Source organism: Staphylococcus warneri, assembly GCF_900636385.1.
GTDB classification, from domain to species: domain Bacteria; phylum Bacillota; class Bacilli; order Staphylococcales; family Staphylococcaceae; genus Staphylococcus; species Staphylococcus warneri.
On the sequence record NZ_LR134269.1, the window covers coordinates 2,168,140 to 2,193,671 of the forward strand.

Annotated in this window: 24 protein-coding genes and 1 other annotated feature; of the genes, 3 read left to right on the forward strand and 21 right to left on the reverse strand. The window is 35.4% G+C overall.

The genetic code is table 11. The features are described from left to right. The first annotated feature begins 126 nt into the window (after nucleotides 1-126). Both EL082_RS10615 and EL082_RS10620 read left to right on the forward strand, forming a co-directional pair. Entirely contained in the window at nucleotides 127-897 is a 771-nt protein-coding gene (locus EL082_RS10615; RefSeq protein WP_002465566.1) for a DeoR/GlpR family DNA-binding transcription regulator, read from the forward strand. Between the two features lie 159 nt (nucleotides 898-1,056). Next, on the forward strand, nucleotides 1,057-1,281 hold the full coding sequence (locus EL082_RS10620) for a hypothetical protein (protein ID WP_002452002.1): 225 nt from the start codon (nucleotides 1,057-1,059) through the stop codon (nucleotides 1,279-1,281). 464 nt (nucleotides 1,282-1,745) lie between these two features. On the opposite strand, the gene EL082_RS10625 is transcribed toward EL082_RS10620, so the two are convergent. The 3 genes from EL082_RS10625 to EL082_RS10635 form a co-directional block, all read right to left on the reverse strand. After that, entirely contained in the window at nucleotides 1,746-2,693 is a 948-nt protein-coding gene (locus tag EL082_RS10625; RefSeq protein ID WP_002465545.1) for an ornithine cyclodeaminase family protein, read from the reverse strand. A gap of 264 nt (nucleotides 2,694-2,957) precedes the next feature. Then, complete coding sequence (locus EL082_RS10630; protein WP_002465582.1) at nucleotides 2,958-3,464, reverse strand: GNAT family N-acetyltransferase; 507 nt, start codon at nucleotides 3,462-3,464, stop codon at nucleotides 2,958-2,960. A gap of 68 nt (nucleotides 3,465-3,532) precedes the next feature. Further along, complete coding sequence (locus EL082_RS10635; protein WP_002465576.1) at nucleotides 3,533-4,720, reverse strand: glycine C-acetyltransferase; 1,188 nt, start codon at nucleotides 4,718-4,720, stop codon at nucleotides 3,533-3,535. Nucleotides 4,721-4,890: 170 nt separating this feature from the next. Between EL082_RS10635 and EL082_RS10640 the strand changes: the two genes are divergently transcribed. Further along, entirely contained in the window at nucleotides 4,891-6,057 is a 1,167-nt protein-coding gene (locus EL082_RS10640; protein ID WP_049415287.1) for a M20 family metallopeptidase, read from the forward strand. A 171-nt stretch (nucleotides 6,058-6,228) separates the two neighbouring features. Here EL082_RS10640 and tuf read toward each other — a convergent pair whose 3' ends face one another. The 18 genes from tuf to rlmB all read right to left on the reverse strand — a co-directional run bounded on the left by tuf (nucleotide 6,229) and on the right by rlmB (nucleotide 25,530). Then, a complete protein-coding gene (tuf, locus tag EL082_RS10645) occupies nucleotides 6,229-7,413 on the reverse strand; it encodes an elongation factor Tu (RefSeq protein WP_002451225.1) in 1,185 nt (394 codons plus the stop codon). 231 nt (nucleotides 7,414-7,644) lie between these two features. Then, nucleotides 7,645-9,726, reverse strand: a complete 2,082-nt coding sequence (gene fusA / locus EL082_RS10650; protein WP_002465568.1) for an elongation factor G — start codon at nucleotides 9,724-9,726, stop codon at nucleotides 7,645-7,647. A 119-nt stretch (nucleotides 9,727-9,845) separates the two neighbouring features. Next, nucleotides 9,846-10,316 (reverse strand): 30S ribosomal protein S7, encoded by a 471-nt coding sequence (rpsG, locus tag EL082_RS10655; RefSeq protein ID WP_002451223.1) that lies wholly within the window; start codon nucleotides 10,314-10,316, stop codon nucleotides 9,846-9,848. 71 nt (nucleotides 10,317-10,387) lie between these two features. Beyond that, nucleotides 10,388-10,801 (reverse strand): 30S ribosomal protein S12, encoded by a 414-nt coding sequence (gene rpsL, locus EL082_RS10660; protein ID WP_002451222.1) that lies wholly within the window; start codon nucleotides 10,799-10,801, stop codon nucleotides 10,388-10,390. A gap of 89 nt (nucleotides 10,802-10,890) precedes the next feature. Next, nucleotides 10,891-11,151 carry a ribosomal L7Ae/L30e/S12e/Gadd45 family protein gene (locus tag EL082_RS10665; protein ID WP_002451221.1) on the reverse strand — a complete coding sequence of 87 codons (261 nt, stop codon included), beginning with the start codon at nucleotides 11,149-11,151 and terminating at the stop codon, nucleotides 10,891-10,893. A 148-nt stretch (nucleotides 11,152-11,299) separates the two neighbouring features. Beyond that, nucleotides 11,300-14,896 (reverse strand): DNA-directed RNA polymerase subunit beta', encoded by a 3,597-nt coding sequence (gene rpoC, locus EL082_RS10670; protein ID WP_161767509.1) that lies wholly within the window; start codon nucleotides 14,894-14,896, stop codon nucleotides 11,300-11,302. Nucleotides 14,897-15,058: 162 nt separating this feature from the next. Then, nucleotides 15,059-18,610 carry a DNA-directed RNA polymerase subunit beta gene (gene rpoB, locus EL082_RS10675; RefSeq protein ID WP_019235790.1) on the reverse strand — a complete coding sequence of 1,184 codons (3,552 nt, stop codon included), beginning with the start codon at nucleotides 18,608-18,610 and terminating at the stop codon, nucleotides 15,059-15,061. Nucleotides 18,611-18,827: 217 nt separating this feature from the next. Then, nucleotides 18,828-19,436 (reverse strand): class I SAM-dependent methyltransferase, encoded by a 609-nt coding sequence (locus tag EL082_RS10680; RefSeq protein WP_049415296.1) that lies wholly within the window; start codon nucleotides 19,434-19,436, stop codon nucleotides 18,828-18,830. Between the two features lie 159 nt (nucleotides 19,437-19,595). Then, complete coding sequence (gene rplL / locus EL082_RS10685; RefSeq protein WP_002451217.1) at nucleotides 19,596-19,964, reverse strand: 50S ribosomal protein L7/L12; 369 nt, start codon at nucleotides 19,962-19,964, stop codon at nucleotides 19,596-19,598. A gap of 39 nt (nucleotides 19,965-20,003) precedes the next feature. Continuing rightward, complete coding sequence (gene rplJ, locus EL082_RS10690; protein WP_002451216.1) at nucleotides 20,004-20,504, reverse strand: 50S ribosomal protein L10; 501 nt, start codon at nucleotides 20,502-20,504, stop codon at nucleotides 20,004-20,006. Nucleotides 20,505-20,543: 39 nt separating this feature from the next. Continuing rightward, nucleotides 20,544-20,689: a sequence feature (ribosomal protein L10 leader region), on the reverse strand. Between the two features lie 339 nt (nucleotides 20,690-21,028). Then, on the reverse strand, nucleotides 21,029-21,724 hold the full coding sequence (rplA, locus tag EL082_RS10700) for a 50S ribosomal protein L1 (protein WP_002451215.1): 696 nt from the start codon (nucleotides 21,722-21,724) through the stop codon (nucleotides 21,029-21,031). A gap of 216 nt (nucleotides 21,725-21,940) precedes the next feature. Further along, nucleotides 21,941-22,363 (reverse strand): 50S ribosomal protein L11, encoded by a 423-nt coding sequence (gene rplK, locus EL082_RS10705; protein WP_002451214.1) that lies wholly within the window; start codon nucleotides 22,361-22,363, stop codon nucleotides 21,941-21,943. Between the two features lie 180 nt (nucleotides 22,364-22,543). Continuing rightward, complete coding sequence (gene nusG / locus EL082_RS10710) at nucleotides 22,544-23,092, reverse strand: transcription termination/antitermination protein NusG (protein ID WP_002451213.1); 549 nt, start codon at nucleotides 23,090-23,092, stop codon at nucleotides 22,544-22,546. A 10-nt stretch (nucleotides 23,093-23,102) separates the two neighbouring features. Next, nucleotides 23,103-23,285, reverse strand: a complete 183-nt coding sequence (gene secE / locus EL082_RS10715; RefSeq protein WP_002451212.1) for a preprotein translocase subunit SecE — start codon at nucleotides 23,283-23,285, stop codon at nucleotides 23,103-23,105. A gap of 51 nt (nucleotides 23,286-23,336) precedes the next feature. After that, a complete protein-coding gene (rpmG, locus tag EL082_RS10720; RefSeq protein WP_080983261.1) occupies nucleotides 23,337-23,480 on the reverse strand; it encodes a 50S ribosomal protein L33 in 144 nt (47 codons plus the stop codon). A 124-nt stretch (nucleotides 23,481-23,604) separates the two neighbouring features. Further along, nucleotides 23,605-24,186, reverse strand: a complete 582-nt coding sequence (locus tag EL082_RS10725) for a sigma-70 family RNA polymerase sigma factor (RefSeq protein ID WP_049415277.1) — start codon at nucleotides 24,184-24,186, stop codon at nucleotides 23,605-23,607. Nucleotides 24,187-24,256: 70 nt separating this feature from the next. After that, complete coding sequence (locus tag EL082_RS10730; protein WP_002465578.1) at nucleotides 24,257-24,784, reverse strand: NYN domain-containing protein; 528 nt, start codon at nucleotides 24,782-24,784, stop codon at nucleotides 24,257-24,259. Beyond that, nucleotides 24,784-25,530, reverse strand: a complete 747-nt coding sequence (gene rlmB, locus EL082_RS10735) for a 23S rRNA (guanosine(2251)-2'-O)-methyltransferase RlmB (RefSeq protein ID WP_103286246.1) — start codon at nucleotides 25,528-25,530, stop codon at nucleotides 24,784-24,786. The genes EL082_RS10730 and rlmB overlap by 1 nt, the downstream gene beginning before the upstream one ends. Between the last annotated feature and the right edge of the window lie 2 nt (nucleotides 25,531-25,532).

The following is a 25,532-nucleotide window of genomic DNA, read 5'->3' on the forward strand; positions in this document are numbered from 1 at the left end:
TGGTCATTTCATTGTCATACTTTCATCTACAGCCTTTATTATGTATTTGATATACTATAATAAACATACATAAATCATGGATTATTTATATAATTTGAACAAAATTACTAGATGGAGACGGTGAATATGTTACCTGCCGAAAGAGAACAAAAAATTATATCCTATTTAACTAAATACAAAACTGCCTCAGTTCACACATTAGCTAAAGAATTTAATGTACACGATGCCACAATTCGTCGCGATCTTGTTAAACTCGAGCAATATAACCAAATTAGACGTACACATGGTGGTGTGGTGTTAAATAATGAAAATGTATATAGTGAGCTAAATTTCGATGAAAGACAAACAGAATATTATTACGAAAAGCTAGGTATTGGATACAAAGCTGCTGAGTTCGTTGAAGATGGAGATACACTTATTATCGACTCAGGTTCAACCACATTATTATTTGCTAAAGCTTTACTGCATAAGCAACATTTAACCATTATTACAAATGATATTCATATCGCTTCGATACTTCGTTCTTCTAACCATAAAGTCATCGTAACTGGCGGTACTCTATATCATAACAATTATGTACTAAATGGTTTAATTACGACACAAACACTTCAATCATTTAACTCGATGAAAGCTTTTTTAGCTACTCCTGCTATAGATGCGATCAAAGGTGTGACTCACTATAGTGAGGAATTTGTAGATGCTAAACGTCAAATGGTAAATCAATCAAAAGAAGTATATATGCTTACAGACAGTTCTAAATTGAATAAAATTGCTTTTTACCAAGTATGTCCTATTCATAAAATTACTGCTTTAATCACAGATCATCACGAAGACTTACATGAGTATAAGAAGACCATTCCAAATGTGATTGCTATCGACCCTAAAGATTATCAATAAATGAGTCTTTCATTATATTGAAAGTACCATTAATCAATGTTATAAAGAAAGTAAGCACTTTCACATTTATACACTTTAAATGGTAAGTCTTCTGTTTGTCTGCGAGGATACTGCGGATAGTCTTACTTAGTCATATTTTTATTGAATGAGGGTGATGCTATGAATAATCAAAAGCCTTTGCAAACATACAAATCAAAGCAAACGACTGTAATAATTACTAGTATAATATTTATGTTATTTATCATTTCAGACATACGTACGATATTAAGTAAAGATGAATGGTTGCCTTTGGCATTAGCCGGTGGATCTTTAATTATATTTATTGTCTTTTTAATGATTAATATAAAGTCATTCATCCATAATTATAAACGCAGACCTTATTAAATCGAAAATAATGATAAAGATAATAAGAGTGGGACAGAAAAAATAAAGAACCACTAATCATATATTATGTAGTGGTTCTTACGCATTAGCCATAGCTAATGTGTACTTTAAAATAGAAATACATGAGTGAAACTCATGCATAAGAGATACTAATTTCTAAAGAAAAGTATTTATTTATCGTTGTCCATCCCCAACTTGCATTGTCTGTAGATTTTCTTTTCGAAATTCTCTATGTTTGGGGGCCCGTCCCCGCCCCCCGGCAAGGTTGACTAGAAATAAAAAATCTTGGTACATTAGACCGTCTTTGTAATTTATTACTTAGACGGTTTTATGCATGAACTTTAGTTCATGTATACCTCTAAAGCTTAATTTGAACACATGAGTCAATACTCATGTGTAAGTCAACTACGACCTAAATATGAATGTAAATTGAAATATATATTTATATCCTAGCCTGATTTCTTTTATTTCTGTGCTTTTTTATAAAAGTAATTAGCTACGACAATATCTACAATTGCTAGTCCCACTGATTTAAATAGCGTGACTTCTTTCTCATCTGTTCTACCTTGTTTACGACCTGCCACAATATCCCCGAGCTCTGCGTGTAACATATCTTGTGTTAATACGCCTTCTTGTTCGGGAATTTTTAAATCTCCTGTTTCTTCCATTGCTGCTTCTGTTGATTCTACGACAATTTTATTCGCAACCATCATAGATTCTGTTGGTAACTCTTGCATGTCAGGTTTAAAAGAACCTACCGCATTTAAATGAACACCTGGATCTAATGTTCTATCGAAAACCGGAGTTGATGAATTAGTAGCAGTGACAACGATATCTGTCCCTTCAATTGCCTGATTTGCATCTTCAAATACTTCAACATTAACATCATATAAATCTTTTGTTTGTTTTGCTAATCTTTCTGCTTTCTCCGTCGTTCTACTAGCAAAATGAATCGTATTAATTTTTCTAACTGCTAAAACAGCCGCAATTAGTCCTTCAGCTTGTTCGCCGGCACCAATTACACATAAAGCACTTGCATCTTCTCTAGATAAATATTTTGTTGCAACACCAGATATGGCACCCGTTCTTATTTTAGTTAAATATCCACCATCTAAAACAGACAAAGTTTCCCCTGTTTCATAATCACTTAAAATAACTGAGCCACTTATGGTCGATTTACCTTTTTCCGGGTTTTTAGGTGCAAAGGTCACTGTCTTTAATCCAACAATTTTTAGCGCATCAGATAGCGCAGGCATGACTAAATATCTATTATCCTCATTAAACGGAATCGAATAGCGTAATGGCGTTTCAGTTTTACCTTCAGAAAAGGCTTTGAGTGATTCTGCTACTTCATCTATCACTTCACGCATATTGAGTAATTGCTGTTGATCATTTTCAGTTAAATATAACATATTCTGTCCTCCATCTTACATAATTATCGTATCTTCATACATTTATACTCATCTTTACCCGATATTTTAATGAAAAATGTCGGTAATTTAAAGTTTATATTGTTCTGCACGCATATTCATGCTATTCTTAAAAACATAAATAAAGAGATAGTTAGACAAATGTCTTTACCATCTCTGCGATTTTGTTTATTTAAACAAAACTATTTAATTTAACTTTTGACGACACACATTCTCTTATTTTGGGGAATGTTTTTTTGCATATAATTAATTGATTGGAATATGGTACCGTTTTACAGGTGCACCATTCTTTTTGATATATGGTTCTATTTCATAGCCACCATAATACAAGATCACTTTTTGAGAGCTGAAATTCTTAGGATTACATGTCATTAATACATATTTAACTTGTTTTGTTTTCAATATATCTAAAGCATGACCCAACATTTCTTTTGCATAGCCTTTACCGCGTTGTGATGATGCTACACCATAGCCTACATGTCCGCCTATCCGAGTTAACGATTCATTTAGTTGATAGCGAATATTAACCGCGCCTACAATCGCTTCATCTTTAAAGTAAAACATTGTACTTGTTTCCACCCAATCTTCTCTAGGCTTAGGCTTATTAATATGATCTACCATTTCTTTAAAGCCTGTATATTTTTTAAAATCTATATTACCAGGGACAATTTTTTCTTCATTTTCATACCATTCATTAATATACTTTAGAAATTGTGATTCATCATCATATGTAAGTTGTCGAATTTCACCCATTGTTTCCACTCCAATAAAATTAAAAAGCACCCGCAAAATACGAGTGCTTAATTTGTTGAATAAATCGATTAAATAATGTTAAGTTCTTTACCAACTTTTTCATATGCTTCTATAGCTTTATCTAACATTTCTTTTGTATGTGCTGCAGTAGGCATATTTCTAACTCTACCTGTACCTTTTGGCACTGTAGGGAATACGATAGACTTAACATAAATACCTTCTTCTTTAAGGCGTTTACTGAATACTTGAGTATCTTTTTCATCACCGATAATCACAGGAGTAATTGGTGTTTCAGACTCACCAGTGTTAAATCCTAACTTAGCTAAGCCATCTTTAAGATATTGCGCATTTTCCCATAATTGATCATGTAACTCAGTAGAAGCCATTAATTTTTTAACTGCTTCTGTAATTGCTTTAGTATCTCCAGGTGCTAATGAAGTTGAGAATAAGAATGGACGAGATTGTGCTTTTAACCAATCAATAAGTTCTTTAGTACCCGCTACATAGCCACCTACAACACCAATTGCTTTAGATAATGTACCAATTTGGAAATCGATTTTATCTTGTAAACCAAAGTGTTTAACTGTACCAGCGCCTTTGCCCATTACTCCAGAACCATGTGCATCATCAACATAAGTTAATAAACCAAATTCTTCTGCGATTTTAACAATTTCTGGTAATTTGGCAACATCGCCATCCATACTAAATACGCCATCAGTAATATACATTACTTTGTTATATTGACCTGATTCTACTGCTTCTTTAGCTTTAGCTCTTAAATCATCCATATCTGAGTGGTTAACACGAATGATTTTAGCTTTCGATAAACGACAACCATCTATAATAGAAGCATGATTTAGTTCATCAGATAGAATAGCATCGTTTTTATTCATTACTGCTGAAATCGCAGCCATATTACAATTGAAACCAGATTGATAAGCAATTGCTGCTTCTGTACCTTTAAATTTCGCTAGTGTTTCTTCTAATTCATCATGTAAATCTAATGTACCATTAATTGAACGAACAGCCCCTGCACCAACACCATGTGAATCAATGGCAGCTTTAGCAGCTTCTTTTAAATCTTCATTTGTTGCTAATCCCAAATAGTTATTTGATGACAAGTTAACGTAAGTTTTACCATCAATTTTAATTTCTGGACCATTTGCACCTTCAATTGAATCGATTTCATTGTACAATCCATTCTCTTTCAAGTAGTTAATATTTTCATTTAAAAAATCATGTAATGATTGAACCACAACCATATCCCCCTTGTATCTCTATTTACCTTTATAATACCTTAATTTCGCCATTCATGAAAGCCTTATCACTTATTGTATTTTTAATACTAAATATTCATTTTGAACTATTTTGTCTTATTAGATAATGATATACTAATTATCATAATAATACGGAAGAAGTGATAGTTTTGTTTGATTGGTTTCAATTGGCTAGTAAAAAAGAAAAGAGAATGATTCAATTAAGACGTTATTTACACCAATATCCTGAACTTTCTTTTGAAGAAAAGCAAACACATGACTATATAGTTAACCAACTTAGCCAATTGTCATGTGACATTCAAACGCCAGTAGGTAGAAACGGTATTAAAGCTACTTTTAAAGGAAAAGGTGAAGGGCCAACCATCGCCTTTAGAGCAGACTTTGATGCACTACCTGTTCAAGAATTAAACGATGTACCTTATAAATCTAAAAATGATGGTTGCATGCATGCATGTGGACACGATGGACATACAGCTATATTATTAGGCGTTGCAGAAATCGTAAATGAACATCGTCACTTATTAAAAGGTAATGTTGTTTTCATATTCCAATACGGTGAAGAAATTATGCCCGGTGGTTCACAAGAAATGATTAATGATGGATGCTTACAAGACGTTGATAAGATTTATGGCACACATCTATGGAGCGGTTATCCAACAGGTACTATTTATTCTCGTCCAGGACCCATTATGGCCTCACCTGACGAATTTAGTATCACGATACAAGGCAGAGGCGGTCATGGTGCTAAACCTCAAGAAACCATTGATCCTATTGTCATTATGGCTGAATTTATTTTAAGTGCTCAGAAGATAGTTTCTCGTACCATCGATCCAGTAAAACAAGCGGTATTAACGTTTGGTATGGTTCAAGCAGGCTCTTCAGATAGTGTGATACCTGATAGTACGTTTTGCAAAGGAACAGTACGTACCTTCGACACTAATTTACAAAACCATATCAAAACTAAGATGGACAAATTATTACAAGGTTTAGCGGTAGCTAACGATATCACTTATGATTTTAATTACATTAAAGGTTATTTACCACTTCATAATCATCAACAAGCATATGAAGTTGTTAAACAAGCAGCCAATGATATGCATTTACGCTTTAATGAATCTGATTTAATGATGATTGGAGAAGACTTCTCTCACTATTTAAAAGTCAGACCAGGCGCATTTTTCTTAACAGGATGTGGTAATCAAGATAAAAATATTACTGCACCTCATCATAATCCTTATTTCGATATCGATGAATCATCATTTAAATATGCTGCCAGTGAATTTTTAAAAGTTTTAGAACTTGAAAATGTATTTTAAAATATAACCTTGTAAATATTTAACATTTATCACACAAGTCATCCACTTATTACCTAAATCAAAGGTAAAAAGTGGATTTTTTAATGGTAAACAAATCGACGGTAAGGTTATGTATTTATAGAAATAAAAAAAGACCCCGTAATGGGGTCTTTGATATATCGAATAATAAAATTATTCGTGGATTTCAGTTACAACGCCTGATCCTACAGTACGTCCACCTTCACGGATTGAGAAACGAGTACCGTCTTCAATCGCGATAGGAGCGATTAATTCTACTGTCATTTCAACGTTATCACCAGGCATAACCATTTCAGTACCTTCTGGTAATTGAACAACGCCAGTTACGTCAGTAGTACGGAAATAGAATTGTGGGCGGTAGTTACTGAAGAATGGAGTGTGACGTCCACCTTCGTCTTTAGATAAAACGTAAACTTCCGCTTTGAATTTTGTATGTGGTGTAATTGAACCAGGAGCAGCTAATACTTGACCACGTTGTACGTCTTCACGAGCAACACCACGTAATAAAGCACCGATGTTGTCACCAGCTTCAGCGTAGTCTAATAACTTACGGAACATTTCTACACCAGTAACAGTTGTTTTAGAAGTGTCATGTAAACCGATGATTTCAACTTCTTCACCAACTTTGATTTGACCACGTTCAACACGGCCTGTAGCAACAGTACCACGACCAGTGATTGAGAATACGTCCTCAACTGGCATCATGAATGGTTTGTCAGAATCACGTTCTGGAGTTGGAATGTAGTCATCAACTGCTTGCATTAATTCTAAGATTTTTTCTTCGTATTTTTCGTCGCCTTCTAAAGCTTTTAATGCTGAACCAGCGATTACAGGTACGTCGTCACCTGGGAAGTCATATTCAGATAATAAGTCACGAACTTCCATTTCTACTAATTCTAATAATTCTTCGTCGTCTACCATATCAACTTTGTTTAAGAATACAACTAAAGCTGGTACACCAACGTTACGTGATAAAAGAATGTGTTCACGAGTTTGTGGCATTGGACCATCAGCTGCAGATACAACTAAGATACCGCCGTCCATTTGCGCAGCACCAGTGATCATGTTTTTAACATAGTCAGCGTGTCCTGGGCAGTCAACGTGAGCATAGTGACGTTTGTCAGTTTGATATTCGATGTGTGCAGTATTGATTGTAATACCACGTTCTTTTTCTTCTGGTGCGTTGTCAATCATGTCGTATGATTGTGCAACAGTGTCACCATTCTTAGCTAATACAGTTGCGATAGCAGCTGTTAAAGTTGTTTTACCATGGTCAACGTGACCGATAGTACCAATATTGGCATGTTCTTTTGAGCGATCAAATTTTTCTTTTGCCATTATTAAATCTCTCCTATTCTTAATAAAAGTTATTTTCAAATTTATCTCTCATGATAGTTTCTCACCATCATGAGAAGATGTTTGATTAAGTTGAGTCTAAAAGAAATACTACTTAATTCATATTTCCTTTATAATGCATTTACCCACAAAAATCAATTCATAAAAACGATTAGCCTATAACTAAGCTCAACCTGTATTTTAACCTAGCATAGCTAGTAATGACAAGTTATATTATTCGCCTTTATTTTTCTTAATGATTTCTTCAGAAATTGATTTTGGAACTTCTGCATAGTGGTCAAAGTACATAGTGTAAGTACCGCGACCTTGAGTGTTTGAACGTAATGATGTAGCATAACCGAACATTTCTGAAAGTGGTACATAAGCATTTACAACTTGTGCATTACCACGAGGTTCCATACCGTCTACACGTCCACGACGAGCAGTTACGTCACCCATGATATCACCCATGTATTCTTCAGGCATTTCGATTGTTACTTTCATCATTGGTTCTAAGATAACTGGATCACATTTTTTAGCAGCTTCTTTAAGTGCTAATGATGCAGCAATTTTGAAGGCCATTTCAGATGAATCGACATCATGGTATGAACCATCAAATAATTTAGCTTTAACATCGATTAAAGGATAACCAGCTAATACACCGTTTTCCATTGCATCTTTAAGACCAGCTTCAACTGATGGAATGTATTCACGAGGAACTACACCACCGACGATAGCGTTTTCGAATTCGAAACCGCCACCTGTTTCGTTAGGTGTGAATTCAATGTGAACATCACCGTATTGACCACGACCACCAGATTGACGAGAGAATTTACCTTGAACTTGTGCTGATTGTTTAAATGTTTCACGATATGAAACCATTGGCGCACCAACATTACATTCAACGTTGAATTCTTTCTTCATACGGTCAACTAAGATGTCTAAGTGTAATTCACCCATACCACCGATGATAACTTGTCCAGTTTCTTCGTCAGTATGTGCATGGAAAGTTGGGTCTTCTTCTTGTAATTTAACTAAAGCTTGAGTCATTTTATCTTGGTCAGCTTTAGATTTTGGTTCAACTGATAAGTGGATAACTGGCTCTGGGAATTCCATTGATTCCAAGATAATGTCATTTTTCTCTCCACATAAAGTATCACCAGTACCTGTTTCTTTAAGACCTACAGCAGCAGCGATATCGCCTGAGTAAACAGTGTCAATCTCTTGACGTGAGTTAGCGTGCATTTGTAATAAACGACCTACACGTTCACGTTTGTCTTTAGATGAGTTCTTCACGTAAGAACCTGAGCTTAAAGTACCTGAGTAAACACGGAAGAAAGTTAATTTACCAACATAAGGGTCAGTCATAACTTTGAATGCTAATGCAGCGAATTCAGCTGAATCGTCTGGTTTAGCAATTACTTCTTCTTCAGGATCATTAGCACGGTGACCAACGATTGGTTTAACATCTAAAGGAGATGGTAGGTAATCAATTACAGCGTTAAGCATTAATTGAACACCTTTGTTTTTGAATGCAGTACCGCAAAGAACTGGGTAGAATTCTACGTCAGTTGTAGCTTGACGGATTGCATTTTTTAATTCTTCTACTGAAATTTCTTCATCACCAAGATATTTTTCCATTAATTCATCATTAGTTTCAGCTACTGCTTCAATTAATGTTGAACGAGCTTCTTCAGCTCTTTCTTTGTGATCTTCAGGAATTTCAATTTCATCAATTTCTGTACCTAAGTCATTAGTGTATTTGAAGCATTTCATTTCAACTAAGTCAATGATAGCTTCGAATTCATCTTCAGCACCGATAGGTAATTGGATAGGTGCAGCATTAGCTTGTAAACGATCATGTAATGTGCTTACAGAGTATTCAAAGTTTGCACCTAATTTATCCATTTTGTTGATGAAAACGATACGAGGTACCCCGTATGTTGTAGCCTGACGCCAAACTGTTTCAGTTTGTGGTTCAACACCTGATTGAGCATCAAGTACTGTAACCGCACCGTCAAGTACACGTAATGAACGTTCAACCTCAACTGTGAAGTCTACGTGTCCTGGTGTATCGATGATATTTACACGGTGGCCGTCCCAAGCTGCAGTTGTTGCTGCAGATGTGATAGTAATACCACGGTCTTGCTCTTGTTCCATCCAGTCCATTTGTGAAGCACCTTCGTGTGTTTCACCAATTTTGTGGATACGACCTGTGTAATAAAGAATACGTTCTGTCGTAGTAGTTTTACCAGCATCAATGTGAGCCATGATACCGATATTACGAGTATTTTTCAAAGAAAATTCTCTTGCCATGTATTTTTTCTCCTTCCAGTTATTACTGAATAAGTACTTTAGATATGGCGATGCCCTAAGCATGAGCCATTATTGGTAAACCAATGTTACGGAACACGCTCAGGGTAAAAGCTTTAATCTTACCAACGGTAGTGAGCAAATGCTTTGTTAGCTTCAGCCATTTTGTGAGTGTCCTCACGTTTCTTAACTGCACCACCTGTATTATTTGCTGCATCTAAGATTTCGTTAGCTAAACGTTCTTCCATAGTTTTTTCACCACGAAGACGCGCATAGTTAACTAACCAACGTAATCCTAAAGTAGAACGACGTTCTGGGCGTACCTCAACAGGTACTTGGTAGTTTGAACCACCCACACGACGAGCTTTAACTTCTAATACTGGCATAATGTTTTCAATTGCTTCTTCGAATACTTCAATAGCTTGACGACCACTACGTTCTTCAACTAGGTCGAATGCTGAATAAAGAATTCTTTGAGCTGTTCCGCGTTTACCATCTAACATAATTTTGTTAATTAATTTTGTAACTAATTTTGAGTTATGAATTGGATCTGGTAATACGTCTCTTTTAGGTACTGATCCTTTACGAGGCATAATGTAAATCCTCCCTTCCTATTATAGTATATTGTGATTAATTATTTTTAAAATTTACGTAATCTTAAAAATTAATTTTTAGGTTTTTTAGTTCCGTATAATGAACGACCTTGTCTACGTCCATCTACACCTGAAGTATCAAGTGCACCACGTACAATATGGTAACGCACACCAGGTAAGTCTTTTACACGTCCACCACGTACAAGTACAACACTGTGTTCTTGTAAGTTATGGCCGATACCAGGAATGTATGCGTTGATTTCAATATTGTTTGATAAACGCACACGTGCATATTTACGTAACGCTGAGTTAGGTTTTTTAGGTGTCATAGTACCCACACGAGTACATACGCCACGTTTTTGTGGAGAATTCAATTCAGTGAATTGTTTCTTCTTACTGTTAAAACCTCTGTTTAAAGCTGGTGAATCAGATTTTTTTGATTTGCTTTGTCTTGGTTTACGTACTAATTGGTTAATAGTTGGCATTGAATATGTCCTCCTCTCTTCATTTTTTAATCCCACACATCCAGGTGGTTCATTTTAAGGTTAAATAAAATTTAGTAAGCAGACACTTACTAATTCTCATTCAATATAGCAACGATTGTTGCATTTACATTGATACCTACATATTCTCCTAATTCTTTCTTAGATGAGAAAAGTGTATATGGTATATTTTTTTGATTGATTTGGCTTAACACGCGAGTCATTAGATGAACTTCTACGTCTCGAGCAATAATCAATGATGTAACTTGATCTTTATTCAACGCTTTGAGCGTTTCCTTAAGACCAACTACATATTGTTGTTTGTTAAAGCGTGCAACTTTTTCATTAGACATGTTCAATATCCTCCAAAGTTCTGCTTGCATCAACCTATAATATATTAACATTGTTACAGTACAATAGTCAATATTTATTCGTGTTTTTATGAAATAAATAAGAATCAAGAGGTTAGAACTAAGTCTAACCTCTTGATCGTTATATCAATTATTCAGTAACTTCTACTTCTTCTTCAGAACTAGCAACTGGCGCTACATTTTTATCGTATTGAACGTCACTATAACGTCTCATACCTGTACCAGCTGGGATAAGTTTACCAATAATAACATTTTCTTTAAGACCAAGTAAGTCATCGCGTTTACCTTTAATAGCTGCATCAGTAAGAACACGAGTTGTTTCTTGGAATGAAGCTGCAGATAAGAAGCTTTCTGTTTCAAGAGAAGCTTTTGTAATACCAAGCAATACTGGCTTAGCAGTTGCAGGGCGTTTACGTTCTTTAAATGCATCTCTGTTAGCGTCAGTAAAGTTGTGAATATCAACTAATGAACCAGGTAATAACTTAGTATCTCCTGCTTCGATGATACGTACTTTACGTAACATTTGTCTAACCATAACCTCAACGTGTTTATCATCAATTTCAACACCTTGCATACGGTAAACTTTTTGTACTTCTTTTAATAAGTAGCTTTCTGTAGCATTTAAACCAGCAACTGATAAGTAGTTTTTCGGTTCGATTGAACCTTCTGTTAATACTTCACCACGTTCAACTGATTGTCCTACTTCCACTTTAAGTCTAGAAGTACCTGAAGCTAGATAAGATCTAGTTTCATTTTCACCTTTAACAACAATTTCTTGTTGACGGTCTTTCGCTAATTTAATATCTTCTACTACACCTTCGATTTCAGTGATTACCGCTTGACCTTTAGGGTTACGGGCTTCAAAGATCTCTTGGATACGTGGAAGACCTTGAGTGATATCGCTTCCGGCTACCCCACCTGTATGGAAGGTACGCATTGTAAGCTGTGTACCTGGTTCACCGATTGATTGGGCAGCGATTGTACCAACTGCTTCACCAACTTCAACTTTTTCACCTGTTGCAAGGTTTTTACCATAACATTTTTCACATACACCATGACGTGTATTACAAGTGAATGCTGAACGGATGTACATTTGTTCGATACCAGCATCAGTAATTTTCTTAGCGATTTCCGCAGTAATTAATTCGTCTGGGCGAATAATAACTTCATCTGTTTCAGGGTGACGAATTGTTTCTTTTGAATAACGCCCTTCGATACGTTCAATGAATGGTTCAATCATTTCTGTACCTTCTTTGATGTCAGAAACAAGTAAGCCACGGTCAGTACCACAATCTTCTTCACGTACAATAACATCTTGCGCAACGTCAACAAGACGACGAGTAAGGTAACCTGAGTCAGCTGTTTTAAGTGCTGTATCGGCAAGACCTTTACGCGCACCATGAGTAGAGATGAAGTACTCTAACACTGTTAAACCTTCACGGAATGATGAAGTGATTGGTAATTCAATGATTTTTCCTGATGGTGCAGCCATTAATCCACGCATACCAGCTAACTGAGTAAAGTTAGATGCGTTACCACGGGCACCAGAGTCACTCATCATGAAGATTGGGTTTGTTTTTTCAAGTGATTGCATTAATTCACCTTGAATTTGATCTTTAGCATCTGTCCAAATTTCAACGACAGCATTGTATCTTTCTTCTTCAGTGATTAAACCACGATTGAATTGTTTAGTCACACGTTCAACTAATTTTTCATGTTCATCTAGGATATCTTTTTTATCTGGTAATACCACGATATCAGATACACCAACAGTAATACCCGCTTTAGATGAGAACTTGAATCCTAAGTCTTTCATACGGTCAAGCATCATAGATGTATCAGTAATACTGAATCTGTTGAATACTTCAGCGATGATATTACCTAAGAATTTTTTATTGAATGGTTCAATTAATTCTTTAGTTTCAAAGAATTCTTTTAATCCGCCTTCACCTAACTCTGTTGGGTCAACAAAGTATTTATCCGGTGTTGTTCCCTCAAGGTTAGTTTGAGTTGGCTCGTTAATATAAGCAAATGAATCAGGTATGATTTCATTAAAGATAATTTTACCTACTGATGTAGCTAAGATTTTCTTATTTTGCTCCTCAGTGAATGTCGGATTATTGAATGAACTTGCATGAACACCAATTCTAGTGTGTAAGTGAACATATCCATTTGCATAAGCTTTTAATACTTCGTTTGTATCATTATAGATAGTACCAGTATTAACTGCGTCTGTACGTTCAAGTGTTAAGTAGTAGTTACCTAATACCATATCCTGAGATGGTGTAACAACTGGTTTACCATCTTTAGGGTTTAAGATATTTTGAGCAGCTAACATTAACATACGTGCTTCAGCTTGCGCTTCTTTAGATAATGGAACGTGAACCGCCATTTGGTCACCATCAAAGTCAGCGTTATATGCTGTAGTAACAAGTGGGTGTAGACGGATTGCACGACCTTCTACCAATGTTGGTTCGAATGCTTGGATACCTAATCTGTGAAGCGTAGGCGCACGGTTAAGTAGTACTGGGTGTTCTACGATAACTTCTTCTAAAACGTCCCAAACTTCGTCATCCATGCGTTCAATTTTACTTTTAGCATTTTTGATATTTGTTGCAATTTCACGTTGAACTAACTCTTTCATAACGAAAGGTTTAAATAATTCAAGCGCCATTTCTTTAGGTAATCCACATTGATACATTTTCAGACTTGGACCTACTGCGATAACGGAACGACCTGAATAGTCAACACGTTTACCAAGTAAGTTTTGACGGAAACGACCTTGTTTACCTTTTAACATATGTGACAATGATTTTAATGGACGGTTACCTGGTCCAGTTACAGGACGGCCACGACGACCATTATCGATTAAAGCATCAACAGCTTCTTGTAACATACGTTTTTCGTTTTGAACAATGATTCCAGGTGCACCAAGATCTAATAAACGTTTCAAACGGTTATTACGGTTAATAACACGTCTATATAAATCGTTTAAGTCACTTGTAGCAAAACGTCCACCGTCTAATTGAACCATTGGACGGATTTCAGGTGGAATGATAGGAAGTACATCTAAAATCATCCATGCTGGATCATTACCAGAGTTACGGAATGATTCAACAACTTCTAAACGTTTAATAGCACGAGTAAGTCTTTGTCCTGTTGCAGATTCTAATTCATCACGTAAGATTTTTAATTCTTCATCTAAGTCAATTTCAGATAATAAGTCTCTGATACCTTCAGCACCCATTTTAGCTACAAATTGACCTGGATATTTATCATAATAATCTCTGAATTCTGCTTCAGATAATAAAGTTTTCTTTTCTAAACCTGTTGGGCCTGGATCAACAACAACATAAGAAGCAAAATAAATAACTTCTTCTAATGCTCTTGGAGACATATCTAATAAAAGACCCATACGGCTTGGAATACCTTTGAAGTACCAAATGTGTGATACTGGTGCTGCTAATTCGATGTGTCCCATTCTTTCACGACGTACTTTAGACTTCGTTACTTCAACACCACATCTATCACAAACCATACCTTTATAGCGTACACGTTTGTATTTACCGCAACTACATTCCCAGTCTTTAGTTGGTCCAAATATTCTTTCACAGAAAAGACCGTCTTTTTCAGGTTTTAACGTACGATAGTTAATTGTTTCAGGCTTCTTAACTTCACCATAAGACCATGAACGAATCTTTTCAGGTGAAGCTAATCCTATTTTCATATAATGGAAATTATTTACATCAATCAAGGAGCCTACCTCCTTCAATTTAGATTAGCTGTGCTATTTGATTGATTTACATTTATAGTATATAGAATTTGAGAAAGGTAGGAGCGACATTTAAAATCGCTCCACCTCTATCATTCTAATTATCTTAAGTGCATATTAATCAGTAGTTTCTTTTTGTGATTCTGGCGCATCTTTTTGTTGTAAATCTACTTTGCGTTCTGTTACATCTTCATCTTCAATGTCGGCCATTTCGATTTCGTTATCTTGCTCATCCATCACTTTGACGTCTAATCCTAAACTTTGTAATTCTTTCATCAATACTCGGAATGATTCAGGAACACTTGGTCTAGAGATATTTTCGCCTTTAACAATAGATTCATATGTTTTAACACGACCTACTGTATCATCTGATTTATAAGTCAAGATTTCTTGTAATGTGTATGCAGCACCATATGCTTCAAGTGCCCATACCTCCATCTCACCGAAACGTTGTCCACCAAATTGTGCTTTACCACCTAGTGGTTGTTGCGTTACTAATGAGTATGGACCAGTTGAACGCGCATGTAATTTATCGTCAACCATGTGTGCAAGTTTAAGCATGTACATAACACCTACTGAAATACGGTTGTCGAATGGTTCACCAGTTCGACCATCGTATAATACAGTTTTACCGTCACGTGCCATGCCAGCTTCTTCGATAGTTGACCATACGTCATCATCATTAGCACCATCGAATACTGGAGATGCAACATGGATGCCTAAGTTTTTAGCAGCCATACCTAAATGTAATTCAAGAACTTGTCCGATGTTCATACGTGATGGTACACCTAGTGGGTTTAACATGATGTCAATTGGACGTCCGTCTGGTAAATATGGCATATCTTCTTCTGGAACGATTTTTGAGATGACACCTTTATTACCATGACGACCACACATTTTATCTCCGACGTGAATTTTACGTTTTTGAACGATGTAAACACGTACTAATTGGTTAACACCTGGTGATAATGTGTCGTCTCCTTCTTCACGATTGAAGACTTTAACATCTAATACGATACCGCCAGCACCGTGTGGTACACGTAATGATGTATCACGTACTTCACGTGCTTTTTCACCAAAGATAGCATGTAATAATCTTTCTTCAGCTGTAAGCTCTGTAACCCCTTTAGGCGTTACTTTACCTACTAAGATATCTCCATCTTTAACTTCAGCACCGACATATACAATACCACGTTCGTCTAAGTTTTTAAGTGCACTTTCAGAAACGTTAGGAATATCACGAGTAATTTCTTCAGGTCCTAGTTTAGTATCACGTGCTTCTGATTCATATTCTTCAATATGGATAGAAGTGTATACGTCATCTTTAACTAGACGCTCACTCATGATAACAGCATCCTCATAGTTGTAACCATCCCATGTCATGAATCCTACAACTACGTTACGACCTAAGGCCATTTCACCTAATTCCATTGAAGGACCATCGGCTAAGATTTCGTTGTATTCAACAATGTCACCTGCAGCAACAATTGGGCGTTGGTTGTAACATGTACCTGAGTTTGAACGTTTGAATTTCGCTAATGGATAGCGATCTAATTCACCTTCATACTCTTGACCGTCTTGTTCTACTAATCGACGTACTAAGATTTCATTAGACTCAACATGTTCAACACGACCTCTGTGGTTAGCTGTAATTGCCGCACCAGAGTCACGCGCAGCAACATGCTCCATACCTGTACCAACGAATGGTGCTTCAGGATTCATCAATGGTACTGCTTGACGTTGCATGTTCGCACCCATTAATGCACGGTTAGAGTCATCGTTTTCTAAGAATGGAATACAAGCTGTAGCGGCTGAAACAACCTGCTTAGGTGAAACGTCCATGTAATCCATTTTTTCTTTAGCCATTACTGTGTTATTACCACGGAAACGACAAACTACTTCGTCATCTATGAAACGTCCGTTTTCATCTAAACGTGAATTCGCTTGGGCAACAACATAACTATCTTCTTCGTCAGCAGTTAAATAATCAATTTGGTCTGTAATCGCATTAGTGTCTAAATCCACTTTACGATATGGTGTTTCAATGAAACCAAATTCGTTTACACGTGCATAACTAGATAATGAGTTGATTAATCCAATGTTTGGACCCTCTGGCGTTTCAATTGGACACATACGACCATAGTGAGAATAGTGTACGTCACGTACCTCCATTTGTGCACGTTCACGTGTTAAACCACCAGGTCCTAAAGCAGATAAACGACGTTTATGTGTCAACTCTGCTAATGGGTTAGCTTGGTCCATGAATTGTGATAATTGAGAACTACCAAAGAATTCTTTTATTGATGCAATAACTGGGCGAATATTGATTAATTGTTGTGGTGTGATTGAATCAGTGTCTTGAATAGACATTCTTTCACGTACCACACGCTCCATTCTTGATAAACCAATACGGAATTGGTTTTGTAATAGTTCGCCTACTGAACGTAAACGACGATTACCTAAATGGTCAATATCGTCTGTATAACCAATACCACTTAATAAGTTAAAGAAGTAACTCATTGAAGCAATGATGTCAGCTGGTGTAATACATTTAACTTCAGAATCCGGTAACGCATTACCGATCACTGTAGTTGTACGACCTTCATCATCATTTGGAACATATACTTTAATTGATTGAATTTCAACTGGTTCATCAATCACTGTTCCTTCTAGTTCGAACACTTCACTATTAGCATTTGCTTCTAATACATCCATGATCTCGTCTAACTTACGACGATCAAGAACTGTACCTTCTTCAACAACAATTTCACCCGTTTCACTATTAACAATTGGTTCTGCTAATTTTTGATTGAATAAACGGTGTTTTAAGTGAAGTTTTTTATTAGCTTTATAACGACCAACGCTTGCTAAGTCATAACGTTTTGGATCGAAGAAACGTGAATATAATAAACTTTTAGCATTTTCAACTGTTGGTGGTTCGCCAGGGCGTAAACGCTCATAAATTTCTAATAATGCTTGTTCAGTATTTTCAGTACCATCTTTTTCAAGCGTATTGCGTAAGTATTCACTGTCGCCAAGTAAATCAACGATTTCTTGGTCACTAGAGAAACCTAATGCTCTTAACAATACAGTTAATGGTAATTTACGAGTTCTATCAATACGTACATAAACTACATCTTTAGCATCAGTTTCATATTCTAACCATGCACCACGGTTAGGAATGATAGTTGCATCGTAGTTTTCACGTCCGTTTTTATCAAGTTTTTCATTGAAATATACGGATGGTGAACGTACTAATTGTGATACGATAACACGTTCTGCACCATTAATTACAAATGTACCTGTATCAGTCATTAATGGGAAATCACCCATAAATACTTCTTGCTCTTTCACTTCGCCAGTTTCTTTAATAATAAGACGTACTTTTACACGAAGAGGTGCAGCATAAGTAGCGTCACGGTTTTTTGATTCTTCTAAGTCGTATTTTGGTTCACCTAATCTATAATCTACAAATTCTAAAGATAGGTTTCCTGTGAAATCTTCAATCGGAGAAATGTCTCTAAACATTTCTAATAAACCTTCTTTAAGGAACCAATCGTAAGATTTTGTTTGAATTTCTATTAAGTTCGGTAATTCTAATACTTCTGAAATTCTCGCGTAGTTTCTACGTTTACGATGTCTTCCATATTGGACAACTTGACCTGCCAAACAGATTCACCCCTCAAAAATTGTGTGGGTTGCTTTTACTAATAAAACAAAGAGTGCCACAAGATTTAAAGACAAAAAGAAAACGGCAACACTTCAGATGACACCATTTTCTATTCTATATTTATCTTGATTTACTTATTTGTTTTTGCGTAAAAGTACACACTTATTGAACATAAATTTTTACATTTTATAACTATATCAGAATAATACTAGTAAATCAAGCTTTTACGCTTTTCAATATATAGTATCCTTTGCTTTTATTCACAACTTCCACATTGTTAAATAATTCATCCATTTTCTTTTTAGCTGAAGGCATACCTTGCTTTTTTTGAATAACAACAAATAATTCGCCATTACTTTTCAATTTTTGATACGCTTCTTCAAAAATACGATGAACGACAGTTTTGCCCGCCCTGATTGGCGGATTTGTTAACACAAAATCAAATTGGTTATTATCAACCTGAGTCATGCCATCACTTTCGAAAATATCCGCATTTTCAATATGATTTTTCTTTTTATTCTTTTTAGCTAATTCTAATGCTCTACGATTGACGTCTAACATTGTAATATGGTGATGTGGTGATACTTTAGCAATCATTAGTCCAATTGGACCATATCCACAACCTACATCAGCAATTGTTTTACTCGGTCCAGGAGGATTTGCTTTCAAGAATGTTTGGATTAGTAAATCAGATCCAAAATCCACTTTATCTCTAGAAAACACACCATTATCTGTTGTTAAATTAATAGAATGTTGATAACATTCATAAGTAATTTGTTTTTCATCACTTTTTACTTCCGGATTTTCGTCGTAGTAATGACTCATGTCTTCACCTCTATCAGTCTTTTGCATTCCTATCATTCTAAATTTAGCTATAAATGAATTAAAAACCCCGTTATCGCGATAACGGGGTTTTTAACTTCTCAAAGAATGTGATTACGATTTAAAAATCAATAACCATATTATTTAGTTAGGAAACTAGAACTATTTTAATTCTACTGTAGCTCCAACTTCTTCTAATTGTTCTTTAAGTTTTTCAGCGTCTTCTTTAGGCATAGCTTCTTTGATTACTTTAGGAGCTCCGTCTACTAATTCTTTAGCATCTTTTAATCCTAAGCCAGTTGCTTCTTTAACAGCTTTAACAACTTTGATTTTTGAAGATCCAGCTGAAGTTAATTCAACATCAAATTCAGTTTTTTCAGCTGCTGCTTCTCCGCCGCCAGCTGCACCTGCTGCTGCTACTGGAGCTGCTGCAGTTACACCAAATTCTTCTTCAATTGCTTTTACTAAATCGTTTAATTCTAAAACTGACATTTCTTTAATTGCTTCAATGATTTGTTCTTGATTAGCCATTTTATAATTCCTCCGTTATTTTTAATTTTTTATGCGCAATTATTCAGCGCTTTCTTCTTTTTGTTCTCCAACAGCTTTAACCGCATAAGCGAAGTTGCGTACTGGAGCTTGTAATACAGATAAAAGCATAGATACAAGACCGTCGTGTGAAGGTAATGAACCAACAGTTTTAACTTCTTCTGCTGAAATAACATTTCCTTCCATAACGCCTGATTTAACTTCTAAAGCTTCATGTTCTTTAGCAAATCCTGCAATAACTTTTGCTGGAGCTACAACATCTTCTGTTGAAGTTGCAATAGCAGTTGGACCTGTTAAGAATTCATCTAAGCCTTCGATTCCAGCTTTTTCAGCTGCGCGACGTACCATTGTGTTTTTGTATACTTTATACTCAACACCAGCTTCACGTAATTGTTTACGTAATTCAGTAACTTCAGCTACTGTTAATCCACGGTAGTCAACGATCACTGTTGAAACTGAGTTTTTAAGTTGATCAGCAATAGTATCAACTAATTGTTTTTTAGCTTCAATGATAGCAGACATTCAGACACCTCCATTTAGTATTTTTCGGTGCTTTTTTTAAGATTAATAAAAAAAGCACTTTCTACCCACGGCAAAAAGTGCTTGAAAGTTTAATAGTCACGTTCAAGTCAATTTTAGCCTCGGCAGGATCGGTTTTTAAGTTATCAAATAACTCCTACTGTCTTAGGTAAAATAATCACAATAATTAATATAACCGTTTAATTGTAATATGTCAATATATTTTTAGAAACTCTTTGCATTTTAATGCTTAGAGTTTCTTATGCATGAGCCTTGCTCAGGCGCTCCTTAATTCAATGCATTTTAATGCGTAGAGTTTCTTATGCATGAGCTATGCTCAGGCACTCCTTAATTCAGTGCAATTTAATGCTTGTCGATTTTAGGAATAATTCTAGCATCTCCTGCATAGCATTAACTCGAATACAATTATTTTACACTGCTTATAAAAATTATCAATTATCTTTTTTCAAAAATCAAGCCTAGAACATAAACTGTTCTAGGCTTAATGTAATTTAAATATATTTAAATTATAGTTTGAATGAAGCAGTATCAACTTTTACTCCAGGACCCATTGTTGTTGTAACAGCAACAGATTTGAAGTAAGTACCTTTAGATGAAGATGGTTTAGCTTTTGCTAATACATCTTGTAAGGCTTTGAAGTTTTCAACTAATTTTTCATCGCTAAATGAAACTTTACCGATAGAAGCATGTACGATACCAGCTTTTTCAGCACGATATTCAACTTTACCAGCTTTGATTTCTTCAACAGCTTTTTTAACATCCATAGTTACAGTACCAGTTTTAGGGTTTGGCATTAAACCTTTAGGTCCTAATACACGACCAAGTTTACCAACTTCGCCCATCATGTCTGGAGTAGCAACTACTACGTCAAAGTCGAACCAACCTTGTTGGATTTTTTGTACGTAATCAGATTCACCTACGTAATCTGCGCCTGCTTCTTCAGCTTCAGTGATTTTGTCACCTTTTGCGAATACTAATACACGTTGTGATTTACCAGTTCCGTTTGGTAGCACGACTGCACCACGGATTTGTTGGTCATTTTTACGTGTATCAATTCCTAAACGGAATGCAACTTCAACTGATGCGTCAAAGTTAGCAATGCTTGTTTCTTTAGCTAATTTGATTGCTTCTTCAACACTATAGTATTGAGTACGGTCAACTTTATTAGCTGCTTCTTGATACTTTTTACCTTTTTTAGCCATTTATTGTTCCTCCTTTAGTGGTTTTAGCGGAATTTCCTCCCACATTTACTTGTGTTAGCCACAAGTTAAGAGCAGATAACAGATAGTTTCTCATTCAAATCAGTCATAGAGACCAAAGTACAATAAGATGTCATAGACAATATGGATTGTTTACCTATTCTGTTACCTGCTTTTATCGTCTAAATCAGTTCATTTCAAATTAAATTTGATTGCTTATTATTCTACAGTGATACCCATACTACGAGCAGTACCTTCGATAATACGCATAGCTGCTTCTTCGTCAGCAGCATTTAAGTCTTGCATTTTGCTGTTAGCAATTTCACGTACTTGATCTTTAGTTACTGAAGCAACTTTGTTTTTGTTAGGTTCGCCTGAACCTTTTTCAACGCCAGCTGCTTTTTTAAGTAGTACTGGAGCCGGTGGAGTTTTTGTAATGAATGTAAATGAACGGTCTTCATATACACTAATTTCTACCGGAATGATTAAACCTGCTTGTTCTTGAGTACGTGCATTGAACTCTTTACAGAATCCCATAATATTCACACCTGCTTGACCTAATGCTGGACCAACTGGTGGTGCTGGATTTGCTTTACCTGCAGGAATTTGTAATTTAACTACTTTTTCTACTTTTTTAGCCACGATGTGCACCTCCTTGATATCGTGATGTGGTCACAGGGCTCAGTTTTGCCCTCCCACTCTTAACATTTCGTGACGAAATGAACGCTCTAAAAGCGCGACCACATTATTTTAACACTTTTTTATTTCAAAAAGCAATAGTAAAATTTCAACTTTTACATTTAAAAACGTTAATTTATCTCACTATAATTTTTCGATTTGATCGAATTCTACTTCTACTGGTGTTTCACGTCCAAACATGTCAACTAATACTGTTAATTTGAATTTTTCCGCTTCAATCTCTTGAACTTCTCCGACTTGGTTTGCGAATGGTCCAGATTTAATACGTACTTGCTCTCCAACATCTAACTCGACATCGATTGTTTTTTCTTTTAATCCCATTTGTTTAAGTATAAAGCGAACTTCTTCTGGAAGTAATGGGTTAGGTTTTGAACCAGCTCCAGCTGAACCGACAAATCCAGTCACACCTGGTGTATTTCTTACTACGTACCATGACTCATCTGTCATTACAAGTTCAACTAGTACATAACCAGGGAATGTTTTCTTCACAAGTTTTTTTGCTTTACCGTCTTTAACTTGTGTTTCTTCTTCTTCAGGTATGACAACTCTAAAGATTTGTTCTGTCATATTCATTGATTCTACTCTTTTTTCAAGATTCTTTTTAACTTTATTTTCATATCCTGAGTATGTATGCACTGCATACCAACGCTTTGCGCCTACTTCTTCAGACATGTCGCCACTCCTAACCTATTAATAAATTTTTCAATGCTGTAATTCCTAAATCTAAGGCATAGAAAAAGACTAAGAAGAATATTACTGTTGATACTACAATAACAGTATATTTAAACAATTCTTCTTTAGTTGGCCAACTCGTCTTTTCCATTTCTGATTTTACACCTTGAAAAAAGCTTTCTTTTTTAGCCACTAATAAAACCTCCAAATCTTTCAACAATAGTCATTAAAATTTGAATATCGTTTATTTTGATTCTTTATGTACTGTATGAGTATTGCATCTTGAACAGTATTTCTTAAGGGTCAATCGTACTGCTGAACCTTCTTTTTTGGGTACATGATAATTTCTATTGCCACACTCTTCACAATTCAAGGGTACTTTTTTCACTTTCATTCACCTTTACTCATTAATATACCAGTCTACTATACATAAATCTAAATATGAATGTCAAACTGATAAATGACTATCACAGTAAGTATTTGTGGGTATAGACTGTTGTCGCACTACACTATTATTTTAATTTATATTCTAAATGATGTCTTATTTTCATTTTACAACGTTGTATCGCATTGTAAACTACTTTGTCTTTTATACCTAGTAAATGTGCGATTTCTTTTGGTTTATAACCTTTACTATAAAATTCAAATACTTCTCGTTCTTGTTTAGTTAATTTCTCACACGCCGCGTTCAATAGTTTGATTGCTTCACATGTTAATATTTCTCTTTCAACTCGATCTCTATTAAGCAGGTTCGTTTGATATTCAACCACAGCATCATTAACTACATTCGTATATCGCTTCTGTTGAGTGTAATGCCGTCGATAGTAATCACATTTAACTGATTTGATGAGCCGCGATATATATTTTATAAACGAATCATCATATTGAAAATGATGGCGCTCAAGCGCTAGATATATTTTGATGAGCACTTCTTGATAAAGGTCGTCTTTTTCAAAATCATTTTGAGAAATATAATTAATTCTTCTCATAATAAAAGAATTGAATTGTTGAAGTATCGCTTTTAATTCTATATCTAATTGTTGTGACTTTGACAATAATAATTGTTGTTTCAAGTTGTTATTCTTATGTGTCATATCTTAGTTGCCTTTCAAAATTTTAAGGCTATTCTATATGAAACACTATCTAAATAACAATATTGCTAAATCAGTCTTTTTTATGGTTTCCTCTTCTTATTTTTTCAAATTCTGCAAGTATATCTTCTGATAGCGGAATTCGAGTTCTTGGTTTAGTTTCTGTAATATCTTCGAGGGATTTACTCACCGTTATTTGATTTTCTCTCAAATCTCTCCACATTTCTCTCGAAGATACGCGATAAGCACCTGAACCAAAAATAGCATGTTGTTCACTCATATCACTCGTCACAACTGTAATATGCGTTGTATGTTTATCGTATAATTCATATACATACCGTTCAATAAAACTATCTGCTGTTTCCTTTTCTTTAGTAAATACAGTTTTCACGCCATGATACATGTATTCTCTTTCTATGCCAGATTGTTCATACGCATCAAAGACACAAACAATTTCATCGGCAATAACAGCATTATAGTTTGCTATTGCATCAATGAGTTGCTCTCTCGCCTCTTCTAAGTTTTCTTTGGCGATTTTACTTAATGTTGGTGATTGGCCAATCATGTTATACCCATCAATTATTAAATAACGTTCTTTCATTATTTATCTCCGTTCGAGTGTCTTTTACGGAATACCTCATACATCATTAAACTAGCAGCAACAGATGCATTTAAACTATTCACATGACCGACCATAGGAATTTTAATATAAAAATCACATTTATCACTTACTAATCTACTCATACCTTGCCCTTCACTACCAATTACAATTGCTAATGACATATCAGCTTCTAAATCTCTATAATCCGTTGCGTTATTCGCTTCGGTACCTGCAACCCAAAAACCATTGTTTTTTAATTCATCAATCGTTTTGGCTAAATTTGTCACTCTAATCACTGGCACATGTTGAATAGCACCTGTAGATGCTTTAGCAACAGTTTGAGTTAATGAAACAGAACGACGTTTAGGGATAATCACCCCATCCACACCTGATGCGTCAGACGTTCTTAATATTGATCCAAGATTATGTGGATCTTCTAACCCATCTAGAATGATAACGGTAGATAAACCATCTTTTTCTTGTTGTTGCTTCAAAAACTGATCAAAATCTGCGTATTCATATGGTGCTACTAATGCTGCTACGCCCTGATGAGGTGCAGTTGATAAAAAATCTAATTTGGATTTTGGTACTGTTTGTACAATTAGTTTTTGATCTTTTGCATTTTTTAAAATGTCGTTAATTTGTTGTTTTTTTATACCGTCTTGAATCAAAATTTTATTTATAGAATGACCTGAAATAATAGCTTCCTTTACTGCATGTCTACCAACGATGACTATATCTTCCACGT

Coding starts and splice junctions, on each gene's coding strand:
- rplA (WP_002451215.1), bottom strand. CDS start 21,724: ATGGCTAAAAAAGGTAAAAAGTATCAAGAAGCAGCTAATAAAGTTGAC.
- EL082_RS10630 (WP_002465582.1), bottom strand. CDS start 3,464: ATGGGTGAAATTCGACAACTTACATATGATGATGAATCACAATTTCTA.
- EL082_RS10665 (WP_002451221.1), bottom strand. CDS start 11,151: ATGTCTAATGAAAAAGTTGCACGCTTTAACAAACAACAATATGTAGTT.
- EL082_RS10725 (WP_049415277.1), bottom strand. CDS start 24,186: ATGACACATAAGAATAACAACTTGAAACAACAATTATTATTGTCAAAG.
- rplJ (WP_002451216.1), bottom strand. CDS start 20,504: ATGTCTGCTATCATTGAAGCTAAAAAACAATTAGTTGATACTATTGCT.
- rpsG (WP_002451223.1), bottom strand. CDS start 10,316: ATGCCTCGTAAAGGATCAGTACCTAAAAGAGACGTATTACCAGATCCA.
- tuf (WP_002451225.1), bottom strand. CDS start 7,413: ATGGCAAAAGAAAAATTTGATCGCTCAAAAGAACATGCCAATATTGGT.
- rpoC (WP_161767509.1), bottom strand. CDS start 14,896: ATGAAAATAGGATTAGCTTCACCTGAAAAGATTCGTTCATGGTCTTAT.
- nusG (WP_002451213.1), bottom strand. CDS start 23,092: ATGTCTGAAGAAGTAGGCGCAAAGCGTTGGTATGCAGTGCATACATAC.
- fusA (WP_002465568.1), bottom strand. CDS start 9,726: ATGGCAAGAGAATTTTCTTTGAAAAATACTCGTAATATCGGTATCATG.
- EL082_RS10620 (WP_002452002.1), top strand. CDS start 1,057: ATGAATAATCAAAAGCCTTTGCAAACATACAAATCAAAGCAAACGACT.
- rplL (WP_002451217.1), bottom strand. CDS start 19,964: ATGGCTAATCAAGAACAAATCATTGAAGCAATTAAAGAAATGTCAGTT.
- EL082_RS10680 (WP_049415296.1), bottom strand. CDS start 19,436: ATGAGTCATTACTACGACGAAAATCCGGAAGTAAAAAGTGATGAAAAA.
- rpsL (WP_002451222.1), bottom strand. CDS start 10,801: ATGCCAACTATTAACCAATTAGTACGTAAACCAAGACAAAGCAAATCA.
- EL082_RS10615 (WP_002465566.1), top strand. CDS start 127: ATGTTACCTGCCGAAAGAGAACAAAAAATTATATCCTATTTAACTAAA.
- EL082_RS10625 (WP_002465545.1), bottom strand. CDS start 2,693: ATGTTATATTTAACTGAAAATGATCAACAGCAATTACTCAATATGCGT.
- EL082_RS10730 (WP_002465578.1), bottom strand. CDS start 24,784: ATGAAAGAACGTTATTTAATAATTGATGGGTATAACATGATTGGCCAA.